At 64.6% G+C, this 21,799-nt stretch carries 18 protein-coding genes; 17 read left to right on the forward strand and 1 reads right to left on the reverse strand.

All coding sequences use genetic code 11. The features are described 5' to 3' along the window. Positions 1-305: 305 nt before the first annotated feature. From mraZ to lpxC, 15 genes are all read left to right on the forward strand, one after another. Complete coding sequence (mraZ, locus tag AC1DMY_RS15815; protein WP_046972286.1) at positions 306-752, forward strand: division/cell wall cluster transcriptional repressor MraZ; 447 nt, start codon at positions 306-308, stop codon at positions 750-752. Positions 753-808: 56 nt separating this feature from the next. Next, positions 809-1,732, forward strand: coding sequence for a 16S rRNA (cytosine(1402)-N(4))-methyltransferase RsmH (gene rsmH / locus AC1DMY_RS15820; protein WP_477165877.1), 924 nt, complete (start codon positions 809-811; stop codon positions 1,730-1,732). A gap of 5 nt (positions 1,733-1,737) precedes the next feature. Beyond that, on the forward strand, positions 1,738-2,001 hold the full coding sequence (gene ftsL, locus AC1DMY_RS15825; protein WP_169748746.1) for a cell division protein FtsL: 264 nt from the start codon (positions 1,738-1,740) through the stop codon (positions 1,999-2,001). After that, positions 1,998-3,812 carry a peptidoglycan D,D-transpeptidase FtsI family protein gene (locus AC1DMY_RS15830; protein WP_477165878.1) on the forward strand — a complete coding sequence of 605 codons (1,815 nt, stop codon included), beginning with the start codon at positions 1,998-2,000 and terminating at the stop codon, positions 3,810-3,812. Before ftsL ends, AC1DMY_RS15830 begins: the two co-directional genes overlap by 4 nt. Further along, complete coding sequence (locus AC1DMY_RS15835) at positions 3,809-5,281, forward strand: UDP-N-acetylmuramoyl-L-alanyl-D-glutamate--2,6-diaminopimelate ligase (RefSeq protein ID WP_477165879.1); 1,473 nt, start codon at positions 3,809-3,811, stop codon at positions 5,279-5,281. The genes AC1DMY_RS15830 and AC1DMY_RS15835 overlap by 4 nt, the downstream gene beginning before the upstream one ends. Next, the gene (locus AC1DMY_RS15840) at positions 5,278-6,648 is read left to right on the forward strand and encodes a UDP-N-acetylmuramoyl-tripeptide--D-alanyl-D-alanine ligase (RefSeq protein ID WP_477165880.1); all 1,371 of its coding nucleotides are present in this window, start codon (positions 5,278-5,280) and stop codon (positions 6,646-6,648) included. Before AC1DMY_RS15835 ends, AC1DMY_RS15840 begins: the two co-directional genes overlap by 4 nt. Next, complete coding sequence (gene mraY / locus AC1DMY_RS15845) at positions 6,638-7,738, forward strand: phospho-N-acetylmuramoyl-pentapeptide-transferase (protein ID WP_477165881.1); 1,101 nt, start codon at positions 6,638-6,640, stop codon at positions 7,736-7,738. The genes AC1DMY_RS15840 and mraY overlap by 11 nt, the downstream gene beginning before the upstream one ends. 1 nt (position 7,739) lies before the next feature. Then, the gene (gene ftsW / locus AC1DMY_RS15850) at positions 7,740-8,978 is read left to right on the forward strand and encodes a putative lipid II flippase FtsW (protein ID WP_477165882.1); all 1,239 of its coding nucleotides are present in this window, start codon (positions 7,740-7,742) and stop codon (positions 8,976-8,978) included. Continuing rightward, the gene (gene murG / locus AC1DMY_RS15855) at positions 8,975-10,048 is read left to right on the forward strand and encodes an undecaprenyldiphospho-muramoylpentapeptide beta-N-acetylglucosaminyltransferase (RefSeq protein ID WP_477165883.1); all 1,074 of its coding nucleotides are present in this window, start codon (positions 8,975-8,977) and stop codon (positions 10,046-10,048) included. Before ftsW ends, murG begins: the two co-directional genes overlap by 4 nt. Then, positions 10,045-11,484 (forward strand): UDP-N-acetylmuramate--L-alanine ligase, encoded by a 1,440-nt coding sequence (gene murC / locus AC1DMY_RS15860; protein ID WP_477165884.1) that lies wholly within the window; start codon positions 10,045-10,047, stop codon positions 11,482-11,484. Before murG ends, murC begins: the two co-directional genes overlap by 4 nt. Further along, on the forward strand, positions 11,481-12,416 hold the full coding sequence (locus tag AC1DMY_RS15865) for a D-alanine--D-alanine ligase (protein ID WP_477165885.1): 936 nt from the start codon (positions 11,481-11,483) through the stop codon (positions 12,414-12,416). The genes murC and AC1DMY_RS15865 overlap by 4 nt, the downstream gene beginning before the upstream one ends. After that, on the forward strand, positions 12,413-13,150 hold the full coding sequence (locus AC1DMY_RS15870) for a cell division protein FtsQ/DivIB (protein ID WP_046972233.1): 738 nt from the start codon (positions 12,413-12,415) through the stop codon (positions 13,148-13,150). Before AC1DMY_RS15865 ends, AC1DMY_RS15870 begins: the two co-directional genes overlap by 4 nt. Then, positions 13,147-14,379: a cell division protein FtsA gene (ftsA, locus tag AC1DMY_RS15875; protein ID WP_121882535.1), complete on the forward strand. Its 1,233-nt coding sequence runs from the start codon at positions 13,147-13,149 to the stop codon at positions 14,377-14,379. The genes AC1DMY_RS15870 and ftsA overlap by 4 nt, the downstream gene beginning before the upstream one ends. Positions 14,380-14,505: 126 nt before the next feature. Further along, complete coding sequence (gene ftsZ, locus AC1DMY_RS15880; RefSeq protein WP_477165886.1) at positions 14,506-15,690, forward strand: cell division protein FtsZ; 1,185 nt, start codon at positions 14,506-14,508, stop codon at positions 15,688-15,690. A gap of 461 nt (positions 15,691-16,151) precedes the next feature. Beyond that, the gene (gene lpxC, locus AC1DMY_RS15885) at positions 16,152-17,066 is read left to right on the forward strand and encodes a UDP-3-O-acyl-N-acetylglucosamine deacetylase (protein WP_046972236.1); all 915 of its coding nucleotides are present in this window, start codon (positions 16,152-16,154) and stop codon (positions 17,064-17,066) included. A gap of 234 nt (positions 17,067-17,300) precedes the next feature. On the opposite strand, the gene AC1DMY_RS15890 is transcribed toward lpxC, so the two are convergent. Continuing rightward, positions 17,301-17,783: a DciA family protein gene (locus AC1DMY_RS15890; RefSeq protein WP_046972287.1), complete on the reverse strand. Its 483-nt coding sequence runs from the start codon at positions 17,781-17,783 to the stop codon at positions 17,301-17,303. Positions 17,784-17,813: 30 nt separating this feature from the next. On the opposite strand from AC1DMY_RS15890, the gene AC1DMY_RS15895 reads away from it, so the two are divergent. Beyond that, positions 17,814-18,743 carry a M23 family metallopeptidase gene (locus tag AC1DMY_RS15895; RefSeq protein ID WP_477165887.1) on the forward strand — a complete coding sequence of 310 codons (930 nt, stop codon included), beginning with the start codon at positions 17,814-17,816 and terminating at the stop codon, positions 18,741-18,743. 243 nt (positions 18,744-18,986) lie between these two features. Then, positions 18,987-21,722 carry a preprotein translocase subunit SecA gene (secA, locus tag AC1DMY_RS15900; RefSeq protein ID WP_477165888.1) on the forward strand — a complete coding sequence of 912 codons (2,736 nt, stop codon included), beginning with the start codon at positions 18,987-18,989 and terminating at the stop codon, positions 21,720-21,722. Positions 21,723-21,799 lie beyond the last annotated feature (77 nt).

A 21,799-nucleotide genomic window follows, 5' to 3' on the forward strand; every position in this document is an offset into this window, starting at 1 on the left:
GACCGGTCGTCACCCCTCTCGCCGTCATCGGCGGGGTGGTGACGGCCGTGCGGCAGGGCCATGAACGGCGATTCATTTCCGATCGCCTCAAAGGCCTCGTCCAGCGTGACGGATGGCATGGTTGAAAAGTAAAAAAACCTAACCTTTCAAACACCTTCGAGTGTTTCCTCAGAAAGGGCTGGAATTACTGCCAGATCATTGCCTTTCTCATTGATTCACAAGAAAAATTTCCTTGACAGTCTCAGGGGGCGAGACTATCGTGGGTTCCTGTGTGAAATCGTGGGAATTCGTGGAGTCTATTGGCCGTGTTCCAGGGCGAAACCGCCATCACTGTTGACGACAAAGGCCGGCTGGCCATACCGACCGCGTATCGCGAGTTGGTGGCCGACGCCTGCGCCAATCGTCTGGTGATCACCTACAACCCCTTCGAGTCGGGCTGCCTGTGGCTGTTCCCGTACGCGGAGTGGGAAAAGGTGCGCGACCAGGTCAACGCGCTTCCCAAGGTCAAGGCTGCCCATCGCGACATGCAGATGAAGCTGGTCGGTGCCGCGGCGGTCGTCGAGCCCGATTCGGCTGTACGCATCCTGCTGCCGGCGAGCCAGCGGGCGACCACGGGCATCGAGAAGAAAGCGGTTCTGCTGGGCATGGGCAACAAGTTCGAGCTTTGGAGCGAGCAGGCTCACCTAGCCAAGATCCGCCAGACCATCGGCGAAGACGAGATCACCAACGAGATGGCGGAGCTGCAGCTGTAACCGGCAACGGTGACAGCGCGGCGGATGGAACGGGACGGGAGCGGGAGTGCGGCGGCATGGCCGAGCAGTTAGTGCACATCCCGGTGATGCTGGGTGAAGCAGTGGAGGGACTCGCCGTGCAGGCTGGCGGGCGTTATCTCGATGGCACCTTTGGACGCGGCGGTCACGCTCGCGCGGTGCTGTCACGCCTGGGTCCCGACGGTCGGCTGTTGCTGATGGATCGCGATCCCCAGGCCATCGCCACCGCGCAGGCCGAATTTGCCAGCGATCCGCGCGTGTCGATCCGCCACGCCAATTTTTCCAGCATGGCCGAGTGGGACGAAAGCGCCGGCGGCCTCGACGGCATCCTGCTCGACCTCGGTGTGTCCTCGCCCCAGCTCGACGAAGCCGCGCGCGGTTTCAGCTTCATGGCCGATGCGCCGCTGGACATGCGCATGGATACGACGCAGGGCGAAAGCGCGGCGGAGTTCCTGGCCCACGCCTCGGAGAAAGAACTCGCCGACGTGCTGTGGAACTACGGCGACGAACGCTTCAGCCGCAAGATCGCCCGCGCCATCGTCGAAGACCGCGTGGAGAACCCGATCACCCGCACTGGCCAATTGGCGTCGCTGATCGAGCGCCTGATCGGTCGCCGCGAGCCGGGCAAGCATCCGGCCACGCGCAGCTTCCAGGCGCTGCGCATCCATGTGAACGGCGAACTGGAGGCGCTGGAGCATGGCCTCAACGCGGCGCTCGAGCTGCTCAAGGTCGGCGGCCGCCTGTCCATCATCAGCTTCCATTCGCTGGAAGATCGCGCGGTGAAGCTGTTCATCCGCGACCACTCCGGCCGCGTGCAGGGCAGCCGACGTGGTCCGCCGGTGGAGGCTGCGCCTGCTCGCCTTGCAGCGGTGGGCAAGGCCCAGTTCCCGTCCGATGCCGAGCTGTCCGTCAATCCGCGCGCCCGTTCGGCGGTGCTGCGCGTGGCGGAGAAGCTCGCATGAAGGTACTGGGTGGCCTCTTCATGTTCATCCTCCTGGCGGCGGTGCTTTCCAGCGCCATCGCGGTGGTGTGGACGCGTCATGAGAGCCGCGTGTTGTTCGTCGAGCTGACCCGCCTGCAGAACCAGCGCGACGACCTCAACATCGAATACGGCAAGCTGGAACTGGAGCAGGCCACCTGGGCCGAGCCGCGTCGCGTCGACGACGAGGCCCGCCAGGCGCTGGGCATGCTCAATCCCAAGCCGCAAGACATCCAGTTGGTGCGCCGATGAGGCCGCGCCAGCGCACATCCTCATCTTCTTCCCGCCGCAACGGCGTGGCGCCCAGCGCCCGCCGCCGCATGCTGGTGGTGAGCTGTGTGCTGGCCGTCGCCTCACTGGGATTGGTGGCGCGCGCGTTCGACATGCAGGTGGTCCGCAAGGACTTCTATCAGAACCAGGCCGACGCCCGCATCCTGCGCGAAGTGCCCATCGCGGTATCGCGCGGCACCATCTTCGATCGCAATGGCGAGCCGCTCGCGGTGTCGACGCCGGTGGTGTCGATCTGGGCGAACCCGGCCGAAGTGCTGGACAACGAAGACAAGCTGCCGGCGCTGGCCAAGGCCATCGGCATGGATCCGGATGCGCTCAAGCAGTATCTGGCGCAGCGCTCCGAGCGCGAGTTTGTCTATCTGAAGCGGCAGATGTCGCCCGACGCTGCGCAAGTCGTGCTCGATCTGGCGGTGCCGGGCGTGGATGGGCGGCGCGAGTTCCGTCGCTTCTATCCGTCCGGTCCGGTGACCGCGCATGTGCTGGGCTTCACCAATATCGACGACCACGGCCAGGAAGGCCTGGAGCTGGCGTTCGACGACTGGCTGGCCGGCAAGGAAGGCCGCAAGCGCGTCATTCGCGATCGCCAGGGTCATGTGGTGGAGGATCTGGACCTGGTGCGCGCGCCGCAGCCGGGTCGCGACATCACGCTCAGCATCGACCGTCGCATCCAGTTCCTCGCCTATAACGAATTGAAGAACACCATCGAGCAGTCGGATGCCGACTCAGGCTCCATGGTGATCATCGACGTGCGCAACGGCGAAGTGCTGGCCATGGTGAACTGGCCGACGTACAACCCGAACGCCTTGCGCGGCAGCAACCCATCCAGCCGCCGCAACCGCGCGATGACCGACGTGGTGGAGCCCGGTTCCACCATCAAGCCGGTCTTGATGGCCGCCGCACTGTCCAGCGGCAAGTACACGCCGACGGGTCCGATGGTCGACACCGGCAACGGCCACTTCTTCTATATCCGCAAGGACATTCGCGACACGCACTCGAACGGCATGCTGTCGCCCACCGGCATCATTGCCAAGTCCAGCAATATCGGCGCCGCCAAAGTCGCGCTGACGCTGGATACCGATCTGATGTACCAGACCTATCGCGCGTTCGGCTTTGGCGCCAGCACCAACAGCGGGTTCCCGGGCGAAGCCTCGGGCTATCTGAGGCCGGGCAAGAGCTGGGGCATGCTGGAAAAGGCCATCCTGGCGTATGGCTACGGCCTTAACGTGACGCCGCTACAGCTCACCAATGCCTACGCCACCATTGCCGACAACGGCGTGATGCACCTGCCCACCTTCGTGAAGGGCTCGGACAACGAAGCCAAGCAGATTATCGACAGCAAGGTCGCCAACGAATTGGTGCAGATGATGGTGGCTGTGACGCAGCCGGGCGGTACGGGCGCGCCGTATGCATGGATCGCCAACTATGGCGTGGCCGGCAAGTCCGGAACGGCGCACAAGGCGACGGCCGGCGGCTATTCCGAAAAAAACTACAGTTCCGCCTTTGCCGGCGTGGTGCCCGCGTCCAATCCGCGTCTGGCGGCGGTGGTGATTGTCGACAATCCGAGGAAGGGCAGTTACTACGGCGCGCTGGTTTCCGGTCCCGTGTTCTCCAAAGTCCTGGACGGCGCACTGCGGTTGCTGGATGTGCCGCCGGACAATATTGGCCGCTGGTATGTCGGCGGGCCTTTGCAGGGACAAAACGGCCTGACAGGAAACAAGCCGCCCACGGTCGAAACCGTGGATGACGCACCGGTCGACGAGGCTCCGCAATGACCGCCCGCCTCGACCAGCTGCTTCAAGGCATCGCCGAGACCCCTGGTGTCGGCGATATCGTCGTTTCAGGACTCACGCTGGATTCGCGCCAGGTACGTCCCGGTGACGCGTTCTTTGCGCTGCGCGGCACGCGCGAGCACGGCATCGCCTTTGCGCGCGGCGCCGTCGAACGCGGCGCACGCGTGGTGTTGGCGGAAGCGCCGGCCGCGCACGCCGAAGGCATCGACGTGCCGGTGCTGTGGGTCGATGGCCTGCACGGCAAGGTGGGCGAGATCGCCTCGCGTTTCTTCGGCCGTCCTTCCGAAGCGCTGCGCGTGATCGGCGTCACCGGCACCAACGGCAAGACCTCCACCGTGCAGTTGCTCGCGCAGGCGCTGGAGTATCTGGGTCATCGCGCCGCCACCATCGGCACGCTGGGCGCGGGCCTGCATGGCCGCATCAACGAAGGCGAGCGCACCACGCCGGACGCGATCAATGTACAGGGCCTGCTGGCCTCGTTCCGCGATGACGGCGCGACGCATGTGGCCATGGAAGTGTCTTCGCACGCGCTCGAGCAAGGCCGCGTGGCTGCGGTGGCGTTCGACGTCGCCGCGTTCACCAATCTCACCCGCGACCATCTCGATTACCACGGCAGCATGGAAGCCTATGGCGAAGCCAAGGCGAAGCTGTTCGCATGGCCCACGCTGCAGGCGGCCGCGATCAATATCGACGACGCGTTTGGCCGCACGCTCGCCCAGCGCTTGCCGCAGGGCGTGCAGGCGCTGCGCCTGAGTGCGGAAAATCACGCTGAGACCGATGTGCGCGCGCTGAACATTGTCACCTCGGCCGAAGGCCTGGCGTTTGATGTGCAGACGCCGTGGGGCGCGCATGCCGTGCGCAGCCGTCTGCTTGGCCGCTTCAATGTCGCCAATCTCCTTGCAGTGATCGCCTGTCTGGGTGCGCTCGGCGAATCGTTCGAGCGCGTCGTCGAGGCGGTGGCATCGCTGGAGCCGATCAACGGACGCATGAATCGCCTTGGCGGTGTCTCGCAGCTGCCGCTGGTGGTGGTTGATTACGCCCACACGCCGGATGCACTGGAACAGGCGCTCAGCGCATTGCGCGCGCACTGCGAAGGCCAGCTGATCTGCGTGTTCGGTTGCGGCGGCGAGCGCGATGCGGGCAAGCGTCCGCAGATGGGCGCCATCGCCGAGCGTCTGGCGGACCGCATCATCGTGACCGACGACAACCCGCGAGGCGAAGACGGCGACGTCATCGTGGCGCAGATCGTGGCCGGCCTGCGCAAGCCCGACCTGGCCACGGTGCAGCGCGACCGCGCGCAGGCGATCGAGCTGGCCTTGTCCTTGGCGCAGGCCGGCGACGTCGTGCTGATCGCCGGCAAGGGTCACGAAACCTATCAGGAAGGTGCGCACGGCAAGCGCCCATTTGACGACCTGGCCGTGGCACGCCAGGCGCTGGAGGTGCGCGCATGATGCGTCTGAGCGCCATCGCCCTGTGGGCCCGCGGCCACCTGATCGGTGCCGATGTGGACGTCATGCGGGTGACCATCGATACGCGCAAAGTGCAGCCTGGCGATCTGTTCGTCGCCATCAAGGGCGAGCGCGTCGACGGCCATGATTTTCTGGCCGATGCGATGGCTCGCGGCGCCGCGGCCGCGCTGGTGACGCGCAAGGTTGATTCGCCGCTGCCTCAAGTGGTCGTGGACGACACCGAGCTCGCCCTGGGCGACCTGGCCAGTGCGGTGCGCGCGCAGACCAACGTGCGCGTCATCGGCATTACCGGCTCCAATGGCAAGACCACGGTGAAGACGCTGACGGCGTCGATCCTGTCGCGCCACGGCCGCACTCATGTCAACGCCGGCAACTACAACAACGAGCTCGGCCTGCCGCTGACCTTGCTGGCGATGCCGCAGGATACCGAGTTTGCCGTGCTTGAGATGGGCGCCGGCAAGCCGGGCGACATCGCTTATCTGGCTGCCATCGCGCGGCCCGATATCAGCCTCGTCAACACCATTGCTCCGGCGCATCTTGAGCGCATGGGTAGCGTGGAAGGCGTGGCCGAAACCAAGGGCGCGCTGTATCAGGCTTTGCCGGTCGACGGCGTGGCCATCATCAATGCAGACGATGCGTTCGCCAGTTTCTTCTCGGGCCTGGCCGGTTCGCGTCGCCAGTTGCGCTTTGGTTTGGATCACAAGGCGGATATCGGCGCCGACATCGTCGACCAACGCGTGGACGGCTCGCACTTTGTGCTGAGCACGCCGGTGGGCGACGCGGATGTGCACCTGCCGCTGGCGGGTCGCCACAACATCGCCAACGCACTGGCGGCCGCCGCTATTGCGCTGGCGCTCGAAGTGCCGCTCGACACCATCGTGGAAGGCCTCGAGCAGGTGCCTGGCGTCGCCGGTCGCCTGCAGCTGGAGCGCATGCCCGCTGGCTGGACGCTGATCGACGACAGCTACAACGCCAACCCCGGCTCGGTCGGCGCCGCCATCGACACCTTGGCACTGGCAGAAGGCGAGCGCTGGCTGGTGCTGGGCGACATGGCGGAGCTCGGCGACAACGCGGCGGCGCTACACGCCGGCATCGGCGAGCGCGCCCGCCAGCACGGCATCGACCGCATGTTTGCCGTAGGGCCGTTGAGCGCGGCGGCAATCAAGGCGTTCGGCGAGCGCGGCGAGCATTTCGCCGACAAGGCGGCACTGACCGCCGCACTCAGGCAACAACTGCACGGTGGCGTGATCTGCCTCATCAAGGGCTCGCGTTCCGCCGGTATGGATCAAGTCGTAGCCGCACTGCGCGGCAGTAAGGGAAATGGGGAGGGCGCATCCGATGCTGCTTGAACTCGCAGACTGGATGGGCAGGCACTTCACCTCCCTGCATTTGTTCCAGTACATCACGTTCCGCACGATCATGGCCGCGCTCACCGCGCTGTCCATGTCGCTGTTGTTTGGCCCCACGCTCATACAGAAGCTCGCCGATCTCAAGGCCGGGCAGGTGGTGCGCAAGGATGGCCCGCAGACGCATCTGTCCAAGGCCGGCACGCCGACCATGGGCGGGGTGATGATCCTGCTCGCCGTCACGCTCTCCACGCTGCTGTGGACCGACCTGCACAACCGCTATGTGTGGCTGGTGCTGGCGGTGCTGCTGTGCTTTGGCGTGATCGGTTTCTACGACGACTACAAGAAGCTGGTGCTGAAGGATAGCCGCGGCCTGGCCTCGCGCTGGAAGTACTTCTGGCAGTCGGTGTTCGGTCTTGCTGCCGCGCTGTTCCTCTATTACACGGCGCCGCATGCGACGGGTGGCGCGCCGGTCGCCGAAACCGCGCTGTACGTGCCGCTGTTCAAACAGGTCGCGCTGCCGCTGGGCATCCTGTTCGTAGTGGTCGCCTACTTCATGATCGTGGGCTTCTCCAATGCGGTGAACCTCACCGATGGGCTCGACGGCCTCGCCATCATGCCGACCGTGCTGGTGTCGGGCGCGCTGGGCGTGTTCGCCTATCTCGCCGGCAACCGCGTGTTCTCCGAATACTTGGGCATTCCGTCGATTCCCGGTGCGGGCGAGCTGGCGATTTTCTGCGGCGCGCTGTCGGGTGCGGGCTTGGGCTTCTTGTGGTTCAACACGTATCCCGCACAAGTTTTCATGGGCGATGTAGGCGCGCTGGCCATCGGCGCGGCGCTCGCCGCAATCGCGGTGATCGTGCGCCAGGAAATCGTGCTGCTGGTGATGGGCGGCGTGTTCGTGATGGAAACCGCCTCGGTGATGATCCAGGTGGCCAGCTTCAAGATGACCGGCAAGCGCGTGTTCCGCATGGCGCCGATCCATCACCATTTCGAACTCAAGGGCTGGCCCGAGCCCCGCGTGATCGTGCGTTTCTGGATCATCAGCGTCGTGCTGGTGCTGATCGGCCTCGCCACGTTGAAGGTGCGCTGAGATGATCTTCGACGCCACCCAAGCCAAACGACGACAGGGACCCCGCGGCAGCTTCGACATGCTGCTGGTGATCGCGCTCGTCGGTCTGGCCTGCGTCGGTGTCGTGATGGTGACCTCCAGTTCCATTGCCGTGGCCGACAGCCAGCACATAGGCGCGTTCTACTACCTGAAGAAGCATCTGTTGTTCCTGGGTTTGGGCGCGATCGTGGCGACCTTTGCCATGCGCACGGAACTGAAGCTGCTTGAAAAGCACGCTTGGATGATGTTCGGCAGCGCGGTCTTGCTGTTGGTGCTGGTGTTCGTGCCGGGCATCGGCATGAGGCTCAATGGCGCGCATCGCTGGCTCAACTTCCGCATCACCACGTTTCAGCCGGTGGAGGCGGTCAAGCTCATCCTGGTCGTGTACGTCGCCAGCTATCTGGTGCGCCATCGCGAAAGCGTGGAAACCAGCTTCTGGGGGCTGTTCAAGCCGATCATGGTGGCGGGCCTGTTCGTGGTGATGCTGCTGGTGCAGCCGGACTTCGGTTCCGCCACGTTGATGATCGCGGTCACCATCGGCATGATCTGGATGGGGGGCGCCAATCCGGTCTATCTCGGCGGCATGGGTCTGCCGGTGGTGGCGTTGCTGTGGTTCGTGGCGAAGTTCGAGCCGTACCGCATGCGTCGCCTCACCTCGTTCGTCGATCCGTGGGCCGATCCGTTCAACGACGGCTTCCAGCTCACCCAATCGCTGATGGCGATTGGTCGTGGCGAGTGGACGGGCGTGGGACTGGGCTCCAGCGTGCTGAAGCTGTCCTATCTGCCCGAAGCGCACACCGACTTCATCTTTGCGGTTATCTCCGAAGAATTCGGCCTTGCCGGCATCCTGTTCGTGATGCTGCTGTTCGGTGTCGCCGTGGGCCGTGGCCTGTACCTGGGTGCCAAGGGCATGGAGATCGGCCAGCGTTTCGCCGGCTACGTGGCCTGCGGCATCTCGATGATGATCGGCCTGCAGGCGATGGTGTCCATCGGCGTGAACCTGGGTGCCTTGCCGACCAAGGGCCTTACCTTGCCGCTGATCAGCTACGGCGGTTCGTCCATCGTGCTCACCTGCGCGATGGCCGGCGTGCTGTTGCGTACGACCTATGAAATCAATCGCGCGATCGATGCGCGACAGATGGCTACGCGCATGCCGGCCAACGCCGTGCCCGATGCGAACGCCGCTGCCGCGGCACCTGGACGCGAGGCGGTGACCGCATGAGCGCACAGCGTCCCGTGCTGATCATGGCCGGCGGTACCGGCGGTCATATCTTCCCCGGCCTGGCCGTGGCCGAAGCGCTGCGGGCGCACGGCGTGCCGGTGGTCTGGCTGGGCGCCGAGGGCGGCATGGAAACCAAAGTGGTGCCGGCCCATGGCATCGAGCTGGTGACCGTGCCCGTGGGCGGCCTGCGTGGTAAAGGCCTAAAGACGCGGTTGATGGCGCCGATGATGCTGGCGCGCGCGCTGCTCTCATCGTTGTCTGCCTTGCGTCGGATCAAGCCGCGCAGCGTGCTGTCGATGGGTGGCTACGTGGCCGGGCCCGGTGGCGTTGCGGCACGACTCACCCATCGCCCGTTGCTGGTGCACGAACAGAACCGCGTTGCCGGTTTCACCAATCGCAAGCTGGCCGCGCATGCGCAGCGCGTACTTGCCGGCTTCAGCGATACCTTGCCCAATGCCGAGTGGGTCGGTAATCCGGTGCGTGCCTCCATCGCCGGCTTGGCGTCGCCGCGCGAGCGCATGGCTGGTCGCACAGGTCGCCCGCGTCTGCTGGTGCTTGGCGGCAGCCTCGGCGCGCGCGCGCTCAACATCGCGCTGCCGCAGGCGCTGGCACTGATGTCGCCGACACAGCGCCCGGAAGTGCTGCACCAGTGTGGCAACCGTGGCATCGACGAGGCACGCGCGGCCTATGCGAAGGCCGGCGTGGAAGCGCAGATCGTGCCCTTCATCGAAGACATGGCCGGCACCTATGCCTGGGCAGACCTCGCCGTTTGCCGCGCGGGCGCACTGACCCTCGCCGAGCTCACGGCTGCCGGACTCGGCGCCGTCCTCGTGCCATTCCCTTATGCGGTGGATGACCACCAGACCCGCAATGCGGAGGCGCTGGTCGCCGCGCATGCGGCCGAGTTGATTCAGGAGAAAGATCTGGACGTACAGCAGTTGGCGCAGCGCTTGGAAGCTCTGCTGGATAGCCGCGAACGCATGATTGCGATGGGCGAGGCCGCGCGCACGCTGGCCAAACCCGATGCCGCGGACGTGATTGCCCGTGCCTGCATGGAGGTGGCCGCATGACGCCGCGCCGTCTGCTCGCGCACGAAGATCTGATGACCACCTTCCGCCGCGTGCACTTCATCGGCATCGGCGGCGTGGGCATGAGCGGCATCGCCGAAGTGCTGCACAACCTCGGCTATGCCGTGTCCGGTTCCGACCGCTCCAACTCGCCAACCGCACAGCGTCTGGCGAGCCTCGGCATCGTCGTGCACGTGGGACACGCTGCCGAGCACATCGGCGACGCCGACGTGGTCGTCACCTCCAGCGCCATCAAGGCGGAGAACCCGGAGCTGCAGGCCGCTCGCGCCGCGCGTATTCCCGTGGTGCCGCGTGCCGAGATGCTGGGCGAGCTGATGCGCTTCCGTCGCGGCATCGCCATCGCCGGCACGCACGGCAAGACCACCACCACCAGTCTCGCCGCCAGCGTGCTGGCCGAAGCGAACTACGACCCGACGTTCGTGATCGGCGGCCAGCTCAATGCCGCCGGCGCCAACGCGCGCCTGGGCACCGGCCAGTACATCGTCGCCGAAGCCGATGAATCGGATGGGTCGTTCCTGATGCTGTCGCCGGTGATCGCCGCGATCACCAATATCGACGCGGATCATCTGGAGAACTACAACAACGACTTCGCGCAGGTGAAGAAGGCGTTCGACGATTTCCTGCATCGCCTGCCGTTCTACGGCCTGGCTGTGCTGTGCGTCGACGATCCGGAAGTCGCCGCGCTGGCCAAGTCGACCACTCGCCGCGTGATGACTTACGGCATCGACACGCAGGACGCCGACGTGCGCGCGAGCAATCTCTCGCAGCACGGCTTCGAAATGCACTTCGACCTGTGGCTGCCGGGCCGCAACGAAGCTCTGCACGTGAAGTTGAACCTGCCAGGTCGGCACAACGTACTCAACGCGCTGGCCGCCGCGACCATCGGTTGGCAGCTGGGTGTGGAAGCCGAAGCGATCGCCCGAGCGCTGGAAGCGTTCCAGGGCGTGGGTCGCCGTTTCCACCGTCGCGGCGAGATCGCGCTGGACCATGGCAACGTGCTGCTCGTTGATGACTACGGCCATCACCCGCGCGAACTGGCGGCGGTGTTCGCCGCAGCACGCGGCGGCTGGCCCGATCGCCGCCTGGTGGTCGGCTTCCAGCCGCACCGCTATAGCCGCACGCGCGATCTGCTCGACGACTTTGCCAACGTGCTCGCCGAAGCCGACGTGCTGGTGCTGACCGAAATCTATGCGGCGGGCGAAGCGCCCATCGCTGGCGCCGATGGCCGCGCCTTGGCGCGCGCCGTGCGCGCACGCGGCAAGGTCGATCCGGTGCTGATTGACCATCCACGCGATTTCAAGGAAACGCTGCCCGCGCTGCTGCGCGACGGCGATCTGTTGCTGCTGCTCGGCGCCGGCGATATCGGCGCAGCGGCTGTTGAGCTGGCCAACGCCGGCCATTTGAGGACCCACAAGTGAGCAAGACGATTACCGATCCCGCACAGTTTGGCCGCGTCGCCGTCGTCATGGGCGGCAGCTCGGCCGAGCGCGAGGTCTCGCTGGACTCCGGTCGCAACGTGCTCGCAGCGCTGCAGGCGCGCGGCGTGGATGCGCATGCCATCGACGGCATTCCGGCGCTGCTCGATGCAGTGCGCGCGGGTCACTTCGCCCGCGTGTTCAATATTCTGCACGGCGGTGGCGGCGAGAACGGCGAGCTGCAGGGCGCACTGCAGTCGCTGCGCGTGCCGTTCACCGGTTCCGGCGTGCTGGGCTCGGCGCTGTCGCTGGACAAGATCCGCGCCAAGCTGGTCTGGCAGGCGACCGGCCTGCCCACGCCGAAGTTCAAGGCCTTGCCGCGTGGTGCGGACGTGCATGCCGCTGCGCGCGAGATCGGTTTCCCGCTGATCGTGAAGCCCGCCTGGGAAGGTTCGAGCGTCGGTGTCACCCGCGTGTTCGACGAAAGCGGCCTCGATGCCGCCGTCGAGCTGGCGCAGAAGTATCCCGGCGACATGCTGATGGAAACGCTGATCGAGGGCGGCGAGTACACCGTCGGCATCCTCGATCGCCAGGTGCTGGCCACCATCAACATCGTGCCCAAGGGCGAGTACTACGACTACAACGCCAAGTACATCGCCGAAGACACCCAGTACATCTGCCCGGGTCTGCGCGGCGACGACGAGCGCGAGATGCAGGAACTGGCGCTGCGCGCCTTCGATGCCCTGGCCTGTTCCGGCTGGGGTCGCGTAGACGTGATGCGCGACAAGCAGGGCCGCAACTGGCTGCTGGAAGTGAATACGGCGCCGGGCATGACCTCGCATTCTTTGGTGCCCAAGGCGGCCGCCGTCGCCGGCATCGACTACCAGACGCTGTGCTGGCGCGTGCTGGAAACGAGCTTCCGGGAGGGCGTGTGAGGGGAACCGTCCGCCTCGTTGCCTGGGTTTTAGCCATCGCGCTCGTGGCGCTGCCGATCGTCGGCGTGCTGCGCGGATGGTTTGCGGCCAATCGTTGGCCGGTGACCCAGTTGATGGTGCAAGCCGAGTTCAAGCACGTCACCGAGGATTCGCTCCGCTCGGTGGTGATGCCGCGCCTCGGCAAAGGGTTCTTCGCGCTCGACATCGATGGCGTGCAGAAGTCCGTGTCCGCGCTGCCGTGGGTGGAGTCGGTGGAGGCGCGCAAGCGCTGGCCCGACACGCTGATCCTGCGCATCTACGAGCGCCAGCCGTTTGCGCGCTGGAACGAGAAGCAGCTGATCAGCCGCCAGGGCCTGGTGTTCGACGTGCCGGACGTGTCGGCCAACAGCGATCTGCCGGATCTGCGCGGCCCGGATGCGCGCCTGGCCGAAGTGGTGAGCTTCTACGCGGAAACGCAGAAGGCCTTCGCCAACACCAAATTGAAAATCACCGGCGTCTCGCTCACCGAGCGTGGCAGCTGGAGTCTCACCACGAGCAGCGGCGCGCAGATCGTCATCGGCGATCGCGAGCAGGCGGGCCGTCGCCTGCGCCGCTTCCTCGATGTCTACCCACAACTGATGGCGGGCCACTCCGAGGGCTTCGCCTATGCCGATCTTCGATACACCAATGGATTTGCCGTTCGATGGCCGCCCCAGGCGAACACCGTGAACGCTGGAGGCTCACCCCGCACATGAAGACCAAGAACGACAAGCAACTAGTCGTCGGCCTCGACATCGGCACCTCGAAAGTGGTGGCGATCGTCGGCGAGTACGAACCGGGCGAACCGATCGAAGTGATCGGCATCGGCACGCACGTGTCACGCGGCATGAAGCGCGGCTCGGTAGTGGATATCGAATCGACCGTGCACTCCATCCAGCGTGCGGTGGAAGAGGCCGAGCTGATGGCGGGCTGCGATATCCGCTCGGTCTACGCCTCGATCTCCGGCAGCCACCTGGAAACCAAGAACTCGCACGGCACCGCGCCGATCCGCGATCGCGAAGTGACCCCGGGCGACCTGGAGCAGGTGCTGGAAGCCGCCAGCGCGGTGGCGATCCCGGCGGACCGCAAGGTGCTCTATAAGGAGTCGCAGGAATATCGCATCGACGGCCAGGACGGCATCCGCTCGCCGGTCGGCATGAGCGGCGTGCGCCTGGAAGCGAGCGTGCACCTGGTCACCGGCGCGGCCGCGGCGGTGCAGAACATCAGCAAGTGCATCCAGCGCTGCGGTCTCACCGTCGACGAGCTGGTGCCCTCGGCCGTAGCCAGCGCCAAGTCCGTGCTCACCGACGATGAGCGCGAGCTGGGCGTGTGCCTGGTCGATATCGGCGCCGGCACCACCGACATCGCCATCTATACGCAGGGCGCGATCCGTTACACCAAGTCGCTGCCGGTGGGCGGCGACCAGGTGACCAACGACATCGCCTATGGCGTGCATACGCCGACCGCGCATGCCGAAGAAATCAAGATCAAGTACGCCTGCGCGCTGGCGCAGCTGGCGCATGCCGAGGAAACCATCCAGGTGCCGAGCGTGGGCGATCGTCCGCCGCGCCGTCTCGCGCGCCAGTCGCTGGCCCAGTCGGTGCAGGCGCGCTACGAGGAGATCTTCGAGATGGTGCAGGACGAGCTGCGCCGCTCCGGCTACGAAAGCCTGGTGGCGGCCGGCGTGGTGCTCACCGGTGGCGCCTCGCGCATGGAAGGTGCGCTCGAGCTGGCCGAGGAGATCTTCCACAAGATGGTGCGCATTGGCGTGCCGCAGCACGTGAGCGGCCTGGGCGAGGTCGTCGCCAATCCGCTGCATTCCACCGGCGTGGGCCTGCTGCTGCACGGCTCGCGGTCGGGCGGCATGCGGGTGAGCGGTCCCAGCGGCGGCAGCGTGGGCGGCCTGGTCGACAAGTTGCGCGGCTGGATTACCAAGAATTTCTGAATTCAAGAATTGGGCAGGGCATGAGGCCTGGCCTAGGACGAATGGATGTTCGTCCGCCACCTCGGGGCGACAGGAGCGTCAGCACCCGCGGTTACAACGACAACGATGCTCTACGGAGGACGGGAAATGTTTGAACTCATCGAAAAACTCGCACCCAATGCAGTAATCAAGGTCATCGGCGTGGGCGGCGGCGGCGGAAATGCCGTGGCACACATGCTTAATGCAAACATCGAAGGCGTCGAGTTCGTCGTCGCCAATACCGACTCGCAGGCGATGAAGAGCTGCGGCTCGCGTACGCACCTGCAGCTCGGCGCCAACGTCACCAAGGGACTGGGCGCCGGTGCCAATCCGGAAGTGGGCCGTCAGGCCGCGCTCGAGGACCGCGAGCGCATCGAGGAAATGCTCGAAGGCGCTGACATGGTGTTCATCACCGCCGGCATGGGCGGTGGCACCGGCACGGGCGCAGCCCCGGTCGTGGCCCAGCTCGCCAAGGAAAAGGGCATCCTGACGGTCGCGGTGGTCACCAAGCCGTTCCCGTTCGAAGGTCGCCGCCGCATGCAGGTCGCCGCCAAGGGTATCGAAGACCTGTCGCAGCACGTCGACTCGCTGATCACCGTGCCGAACGAAAAGCTGCTGTCGGTGCTCGGTCGCGAAGTGACTCTTCTTAATGCGTTCAAGGCCGCCAACGACGTGCTGCTCGGCGCCGTGCAGGGCATCGCCGACCTGATCACCGCCCCGGGCCTGATCAACGTCGACTTTGCCGACGTGCGTACGGTGATGTCCGAGATGGGCATGGCGATGATGGGTTCGGGCACCGCCCGTGGCGACGACCGCGCCCAGGCAGCCGCCGAGGCCGCCATCAACAACCCGCTGCTGGAAGACGTCAATCTCAACGGCGCCTGCGGCATCCTCGTCAACGTCACCGCCGGTCCGAACCTGACCATGCGCGAATTTGACGAGATCGGCCGCATCATCCATGACTTCGCCAGCGAAGACGCCACTGTGGTGATGGGCACCTCGCTCGATGCGGAAATGCAGGACGACGTGCGCGTCACGGTCGTGGCCACCGGCCTCAACCGCGCCGCCGCCACCCGTCAGCCGCAGCGTCCGGTGGTTGCCCAGCAGGTGGAGATGCGCCAGCGTCCGCGTCCGGTCGTGCTGCGTACCGGTACCGGCAACGAAGTGGTCGACTACGCCCAGCCGGAGGTCACCACCACCAGCCGCGTCGAAACCGGCGGCCCGGCCAAGAGCGCCGACCCCAGCTTCGATTACCTGGACATTCCGGCGTTCCTGCGTCGTCAGGCGGACTGAACAAACTGACTGGGCAAATAATTTGAAGAAAAATTGAACAAATCGCCGGTTTCACTTGTCAGTAACGAATCGCGCATGGGATCCGCCTCGGCGGAACCCTTGCCCGAGTCCGCTTTTCCGCCCTTCGGGACGGGAAGTGGCTTGACTGACGGCGTTCCGGTGCTCGTTCTCGAGTTGTAGGGCCATGCCTCACGGATGAGCATGACCGGCCAGGATGGATTCCTGGCCTGGTCCGACGCCCCGAAACCGGATCCCGTCCCGGTTCGGGGCGTTGCGCTTAAGTTAAGTCATTGAAAGTACTTGGATAAATGCTGCGCACCCCATGAATGGAACTCATTCATGAATGAAAGGAGCATGAAAGGGTGAACAGTGTGTGTGGCGCGGATCGCCTTTTCACAGGTTAAGACTGTGTTAGCATCCGTTCCCTAAATTGGCTGCTGCCCCTTACAGGTACCAAAAAAATGATCAAGCAGCGTACGCTCAAGAACATCATTCGCGCCACCGGCGTCGGTCTGCATACCGGCGACAAGGTGTATATGACGCTTCGCCCCGCTGCCCCGAATACGGGCATCGTGTTCCGCCGTACCGATCTCAATCCGCCGGTCGAAATCTACGCACGTCCCGACAATGTCGGCGACACGCGTCTTTCGACCACGCTCGTCAATGGCGAAGTCCGCGTTTCGACGGTGGAGCATCTGCTCTCGGCGATGGCGGGCCTGGGCATCGACAACGCCTACGTCGACCTCTCCGCGCCGGAAGTGCCGATCATGGATGGCAGCGCGGGTCCCTTCGTGTTCCTGCTGCAGTCGGCCGGCATCGAAGAGCAGAACGTCGCCAAGCGCTTCATCCGCATCAAGAAGCCGATCAAGGTGCAGGACGGCGACAAGTGGGCCAGCTTTGAACCGTTTGAAGGCTTCAAGGTCGGTTTCTCGATCGAGTTCAACCACCCGATCATCAGCAAGCGCACCTCGCGCGCTGAAATCGACTTCTCGACCACCTCTTTCGTGAAGGAAGTGAGCCGCGCCCGCACCTTCGGTTTCATGCGTGACATCGAAATGCTGCGCGAACACAACCTCGCGCTCGGCGGCTCGATGGACAACGCCGTGGTGCTCGACGACTACCGCGTGCTCAATGAAGACGGCCTCCGTTACGAGGACGAGTTCGTCAAGCACAAGATCCTCGACGCGATCGGCGATCTCTACCTGCTCGGCCACAGCCTGGTCGGTGCCTACTACGCCCACAAGTCGGGTCATGAGCTCAACAACAAGCTCCTGCGCACCCTGATGGCCGACGCCACGGCCTGGGAAGAGGTCAGCTTCGCGGACGATCCGGCCACCTCGCCGATCTCCTACGCCCACCCGGCGCAGGCGATCTGATCGCCCCGCGATCAGCTAAGTCCTCGACAAACCTGAACAAACTGAACGGCCGCGTCCCTGGGACGCGGCCGTTCGTTTTGTGATATACCTCGCGCCTTCTATTGGCAGCTGTTCACGTACTGATGACATCAGGGTCTATCAGGTCCGTGGGGGCGTGGTATAAACCCATGAGCACCGACCCCCGGGCCGGTGGCTGGGAAGTGTGTCGATGGAGTAGCAAGCCGGAACCCAGCGTCAGGGGGTTTCGTCGGATCGGGAATCAGAAACTTCGGCGATGGACGCCAACTCGAGGAACAGTTCCCGCAATTCGGGGTCTGTGGTTGAGGCTGCAGCGGCTCTCAAGTGAGAGGCTGCAGCTGGCGAAAGCGGTTTTGACCGATCCGGCACGTTTTCTGTCGGTGGTTGGGGGGCCACTTTCACGGTGACTGAACTGGCGTACGTGCCCACGGCACGTGCGGTCGAGAGGATTTGCGCCTGGAGCAGGCGCAGCCTGGCGGCCAGAGCCGGCGAGGGAGCCAGAAAAACGAGGCGGCCGTCTTTCAGGTTGGCGAAGCGAACCTGATCGCGGAGTGGTGACGGTAACGTCTGGCGCAGTGCGCGATCCAAGGCATCAAGCTCACGGGCTTTACGCGCCAGTGAGGCAATAGGGCCGTAATCGGTAATGGCTTTGAGGCCGGAACCGGAGCGGCGATAAGGCTTAGGGTCATCGCGCTGCATGGATGCCGACATCTTCTGACGTAGAACACTATGCAAATCATACTTGTGTCCCGCACCAAAAAGGTGCCGAAAACCTGGAATCTCGCCGATCGGCGCCTGCGCTGGCGCTTGTTCGCGGTGGCCGCGGCGGGCGTACTCGCCTGTGCGGGTCTGGGCGGTGCCGTGGCGATGGCGGTGGCCAGTCCGCATGACCGGGCGCTGGCGGAAATCCGCCGCCTGCGGCAACAGGTACTGCAGCAGAATGAGCAGCTTGGCGGCGTGCGCAAGGACGCCCAGCGCGATATCGACGCGCTCGCGGTGAAGCTGGGCCAGCTGCAGGCGCAGTCCACCCGTTTGAACGCCCTGGGCGAACGCCTGACCCAGGTCGGCAAGCTGGACGATGGCGAATTCAACTTCGACGAGCAGCCGGCGGTCGGCGGTGTGGAAGACAGCGCGGACAGCGGTTATTCGTTGCCGCAGAACCTCGACACCAGCATCAACCAGCTCGCCAGCCAGTTCGACAGCCAGCAGGCGCAGCTTTCAGCGCTGCAAAGCCTGCTGCTGGATGCAAAGATCGAATCCAATCTCAAGCCCACCGGGATGCCGGTCGAAGGCTACATCTCCTCTTATTTTGGTGGTCGCCCGGACCCGTTCAGCGGTCATAGCGCCTACCACACGGGTCTGGACATCTCCGCGCCCAAGGGCACGCCGGTCCACGCCGTGGCAGAAGGCATGGTCACCTACGCCGGCGAGCGTACGGGCTACGGCGAGGTCATCGAGATCGACCACGGCAATGGCTATATGACCCGCTACGCCCATAACAGCCGCCTGGAAGTCAGCCCGGGCCAGCGCGTGCATGTCGGCGATGTGGTTTCCGAGGCCGGCTCCACTGGCCGCTCCACAGGGTCTCATGTGCATTTCGAGGTCTGGTACAAGGGCCGCGTGGTCAATCCGCTGGCCTTCGTGAAGAACCATCGCTGAGCGCGCCCACAAGGGTGGTTGAGGCTGCCCTTGAAAGCTTTCTGGCGTGCCGCCACTCCATGAACGGGACGATGCTGGGGGAGTCTGCGGCGTAACCGCAAGGGAATGCCGCGTCTCGGTGCCGGGCGATGCCTGTAGTGACGCGCCGTTTGGGATAGCCCGCCGACCCTAGTATCATCAATCCTTTCGTCCTGCCTGGATTTGTCCGGCAGGCCGTTCATGAATCTTAGATCCGGAAGATCGATGCTCAACCGTGCCCTGACGAGCCTTTTTGGTAGCCGCAACGAACGTGTGCTGCGCCAGCTCTCCAAAAATGTCGCGCGCATCAATGCGTTGGAACCCGAATTCGAGAAGCTGAGCGACGAGGCGCTGCGCGCCAAGACGGACGAGTTCAAGCAGCGCGTCGCTGCGGGCGAGGCGCTGGACAAGCTGCTGCCGGAAGCCTTTGCGGTCGTGCGCGAAGGCGCCAAGCGTGTGCTCGGCATGCGCCACTACGACGTACAGCTGATCGGCGGCATGGTGCTGCATTCGGGCCGCATCGCCGAAATGCGCACGGGCGAAGGCAAGACTCTCGTAGGTACGCTGCCGGTCTACCTCAATGCGCTCGAAGGCAAGGGCGTGCACGTCGTTACCGTGAACGACTATCTGGCTCGCCGCGACTCGGCGCAGATGGGCAAGCTGTACGGCTTCCTCGGCCTGAGCACCGGTGTGGTCTGGCCGGGTATGGATCACTCCGACAAGCACGTGGCTTACTCGGCCGACATCACTTACGGCACCAACAACGAATTCGGTTTCGACTACCTGCGCGACAACATGGCGCTCAGCAAGGACCAGCGCTACCAGCGCGGCCTGCACTACGCCATCGTCGACGAAGTGGACTCCATCCTGATCGATGAAGCGCGCACGCCGCTGATCATTTCCGGCCCGGCCGAAGATTCCCCGCAGCTTTATCTGGCGGTGAACAAGATCGTGCCGAAGATGATCCGCCAGGAGAAGGAAGACAGTGCCGGCGATTATTTCGTCGACGAGAAGCAGAAGCAGGTGCACTTGTCCGAAGAGGGCATGTCGCACGCTGACGAACTGCTGCGCCAGGCTGGCGTGATCGACGCGGACAGCGGCCTGTACGATTCGAAGAACCTCGCCGTCGTGCATCACTTGAATGCCGCGCTGCGCGCCAACGCGATCTATCACCGCGACGTCGACTACATCGTGCGCGATGGCGAAGTGATCATCGTCGATGAGTTCACCGGCCGTACGCTGGCGGGCCGTCGCTGGTCCGATGGTTTGCACCAGGCGGTGGAAGCAAAGGAAGGCGTGCCGATCCAGCGCGAGAACCAGACGCTCGCCACGATCACCTTCCAGAACCTGTTCCGCATGTACAAGAAGCTGGCCGGCATGACCGGTACGGCCGATACGGAAGCCTACGAATTCCAGCAGATCTACGGACTGGAAGTGGTGGTGATCCCCACCCACAAGCCGATGATCCGCCAGGACAACGCCGACATGGTCTTCCTTGGCCAGCAGGCCAAGTACCGCGCGGTGATCGAGGACATCAAGGATTGCCACAAGCGCGGACAGCCGGTGCTGGTGGGTACCACCTCGATTGAAGTGTCCGAGTTGCTGTCCGATCTGCTGCGCAAGGAAAAGATCGCGCACGAAGTGCTCAACGCCAAGCAGCATGAGCGCGAAGCGCACATCGTGGCGCAGGCCGGTGCGCCGGGTTCCGTCACCATCGCCACCAACATGGCCGGTCGCGGTACCGACATCGTGCTGGGCGGCAGCCTGGAAGCCGCGCTCGCGCAGCTGCCGGAAGACGCCTCCGACGCCGACCGCACCAAGGCGAAGGCCGAGTGGAAGAAACTGCACGAGAAGGTGTTGTCTGCCGGCGGCCTGCATATCGTGGGTACCGAGCGTCACGAATCGCGTCGCATCGACAACCAGCTGCGCGGCCGTTCGGGCCGTCAGGGCGATCCGGGTTCCTCGCGCTTTTATCTCTCGCTGGAAGACAACCTGCTGCGCATTTTCGCGGGCGACTGGGTCGGCCGCTGGATGCGCATGTTCGGCATGAAGGAAGAAGACGCGCTGGAAGACCGCATGGTCAGCCGCCAGATCGAAAAGGCGCAGCGCAAGGTCGAGCAGCACAACTTCGACATCCGCAAGCACCTGCTCGAATTCGACGACGTCGCCAATGACCAGCGCAAGGTGATCTACGCGCAGCGCGACGAACTGCTGGTGGTGGACGATGTGTCCGACACCATCGCCGACATCCGCGACGACGTCGTGAGCGAACTGGTGCATCGTCACGTGCCGGCGGACAGCATCGACGAGCAGTGGGATATCGCCGGCCTGGATCGCGAGCTGGAAAGCGAGTTCGGCCTGTCGATCGATCTGAAGGCATGGATCGATCAGCAGCATGAGATCGACGACAAGATGATCCTCGAGCACGTGCGCCAGGCGGTCGAGCAGCTGTTCAAGGCGAAGGAACAGCAGACTGGCGTGGAGACCATGCGCCAGCTTGAAAAGCACATCATGCTCAGCGTGGTCGACAACGCCTGGAAGGAACACCTGGCGAGCATGGACTACCTGCGCCAGGGCATCTATCTGCGCGGCTATGCGCAGAAGCAGCCCAAGCAGGAATTCAAGCGCGAGTCGTTCGAGCTGTTCTCCAGCATGCTCGACCGCATCAAGGCCGAAGTGGTGCAAATGCTGGCGCGCGTGCGCGTGCGCAGCGAAGAAGAAGTCGCTGCGATGGAAGCCGAGCAGCAGCGCCTGGCTGACCGGCTGCAGCGCCAGATGCTGGCGAGCGGCGGCGGTGCGCCGGTGGGTGCGCTGGGTATGGACGCCGAAGCAGTGGCCGCCGGCAGCATGGGCGCACCGGCCGGTGCGCCTCAGCAGGACGGTCCGCGCGTCGGTCGCAACGATCCTTGCCCCTGTGGTTCCGGCAAGAAGTACAAGCATTGCCATGGTCAGCTGAGCTGATAAAGAAAAACCCCGCCAAGGCGGGGTTTTTTTTGCCCAGAATTTTTTTGCTTCTCTGTGGGAGCGCACCCTGTGCG

The organism is Dyella sp. 01L423, assembly GCF_056399945.1.

Excerpts from the sequence above, each read along its gene's own strand:
- lpxC (WP_046972236.1), top strand. The coding sequence starts at position 16,152 with ATGATCAAGCAGCGTACGCTCAAGAACATCATTCGCGCCACCGGCGTC.
- ftsZ (WP_477165886.1), top strand. The coding sequence starts at position 14,506 with ATGTTTGAACTCATCGAAAAACTCGCACCCAATGCAGTAATCAAGGTC.
- mraY (WP_477165881.1), top strand. The coding sequence starts at position 6,638 with ATGCTGCTTGAACTCGCAGACTGGATGGGCAGGCACTTCACCTCCCTG.
- rsmH (WP_477165877.1), top strand. The coding sequence starts at position 809 with ATGGCCGAGCAGTTAGTGCACATCCCGGTGATGCTGGGTGAAGCAGTG.
- murC (WP_477165884.1), top strand. The coding sequence starts at position 10,045 with ATGACGCCGCGCCGTCTGCTCGCGCACGAAGATCTGATGACCACCTTC.
- ftsW (WP_477165882.1), top strand. The coding sequence starts at position 7,740 with ATGATCTTCGACGCCACCCAAGCCAAACGACGACAGGGACCCCGCGGC.
- AC1DMY_RS15830 (WP_477165878.1), top strand. The coding sequence starts at position 1,998 with ATGAGGCCGCGCCAGCGCACATCCTCATCTTCTTCCCGCCGCAACGGC.
- AC1DMY_RS15895 (WP_477165887.1), top strand. The coding sequence starts at position 17,814 with ATGCAAATCATACTTGTGTCCCGCACCAAAAAGGTGCCGAAAACCTGG.
- AC1DMY_RS15890 (WP_046972287.1), bottom strand. The coding sequence starts at position 17,783 with ATGCAGCGCGATGACCCTAAGCCTTATCGCCGCTCCGGTTCCGGCCTC.
- secA (WP_477165888.1), top strand. The coding sequence starts at position 18,987 with ATGCTCAACCGTGCCCTGACGAGCCTTTTTGGTAGCCGCAACGAACGT.
- AC1DMY_RS15835 (WP_477165879.1), top strand. The coding sequence starts at position 3,809 with ATGACCGCCCGCCTCGACCAGCTGCTTCAAGGCATCGCCGAGACCCCT.
- ftsA (WP_121882535.1), top strand. The coding sequence starts at position 13,147 with ATGAAGACCAAGAACGACAAGCAACTAGTCGTCGGCCTCGACATCGGC.
- murG (WP_477165883.1), top strand. The coding sequence starts at position 8,975 with ATGAGCGCACAGCGTCCCGTGCTGATCATGGCCGGCGGTACCGGCGGT.
- AC1DMY_RS15840 (WP_477165880.1), top strand. The coding sequence starts at position 5,278 with ATGATGCGTCTGAGCGCCATCGCCCTGTGGGCCCGCGGCCACCTGATC.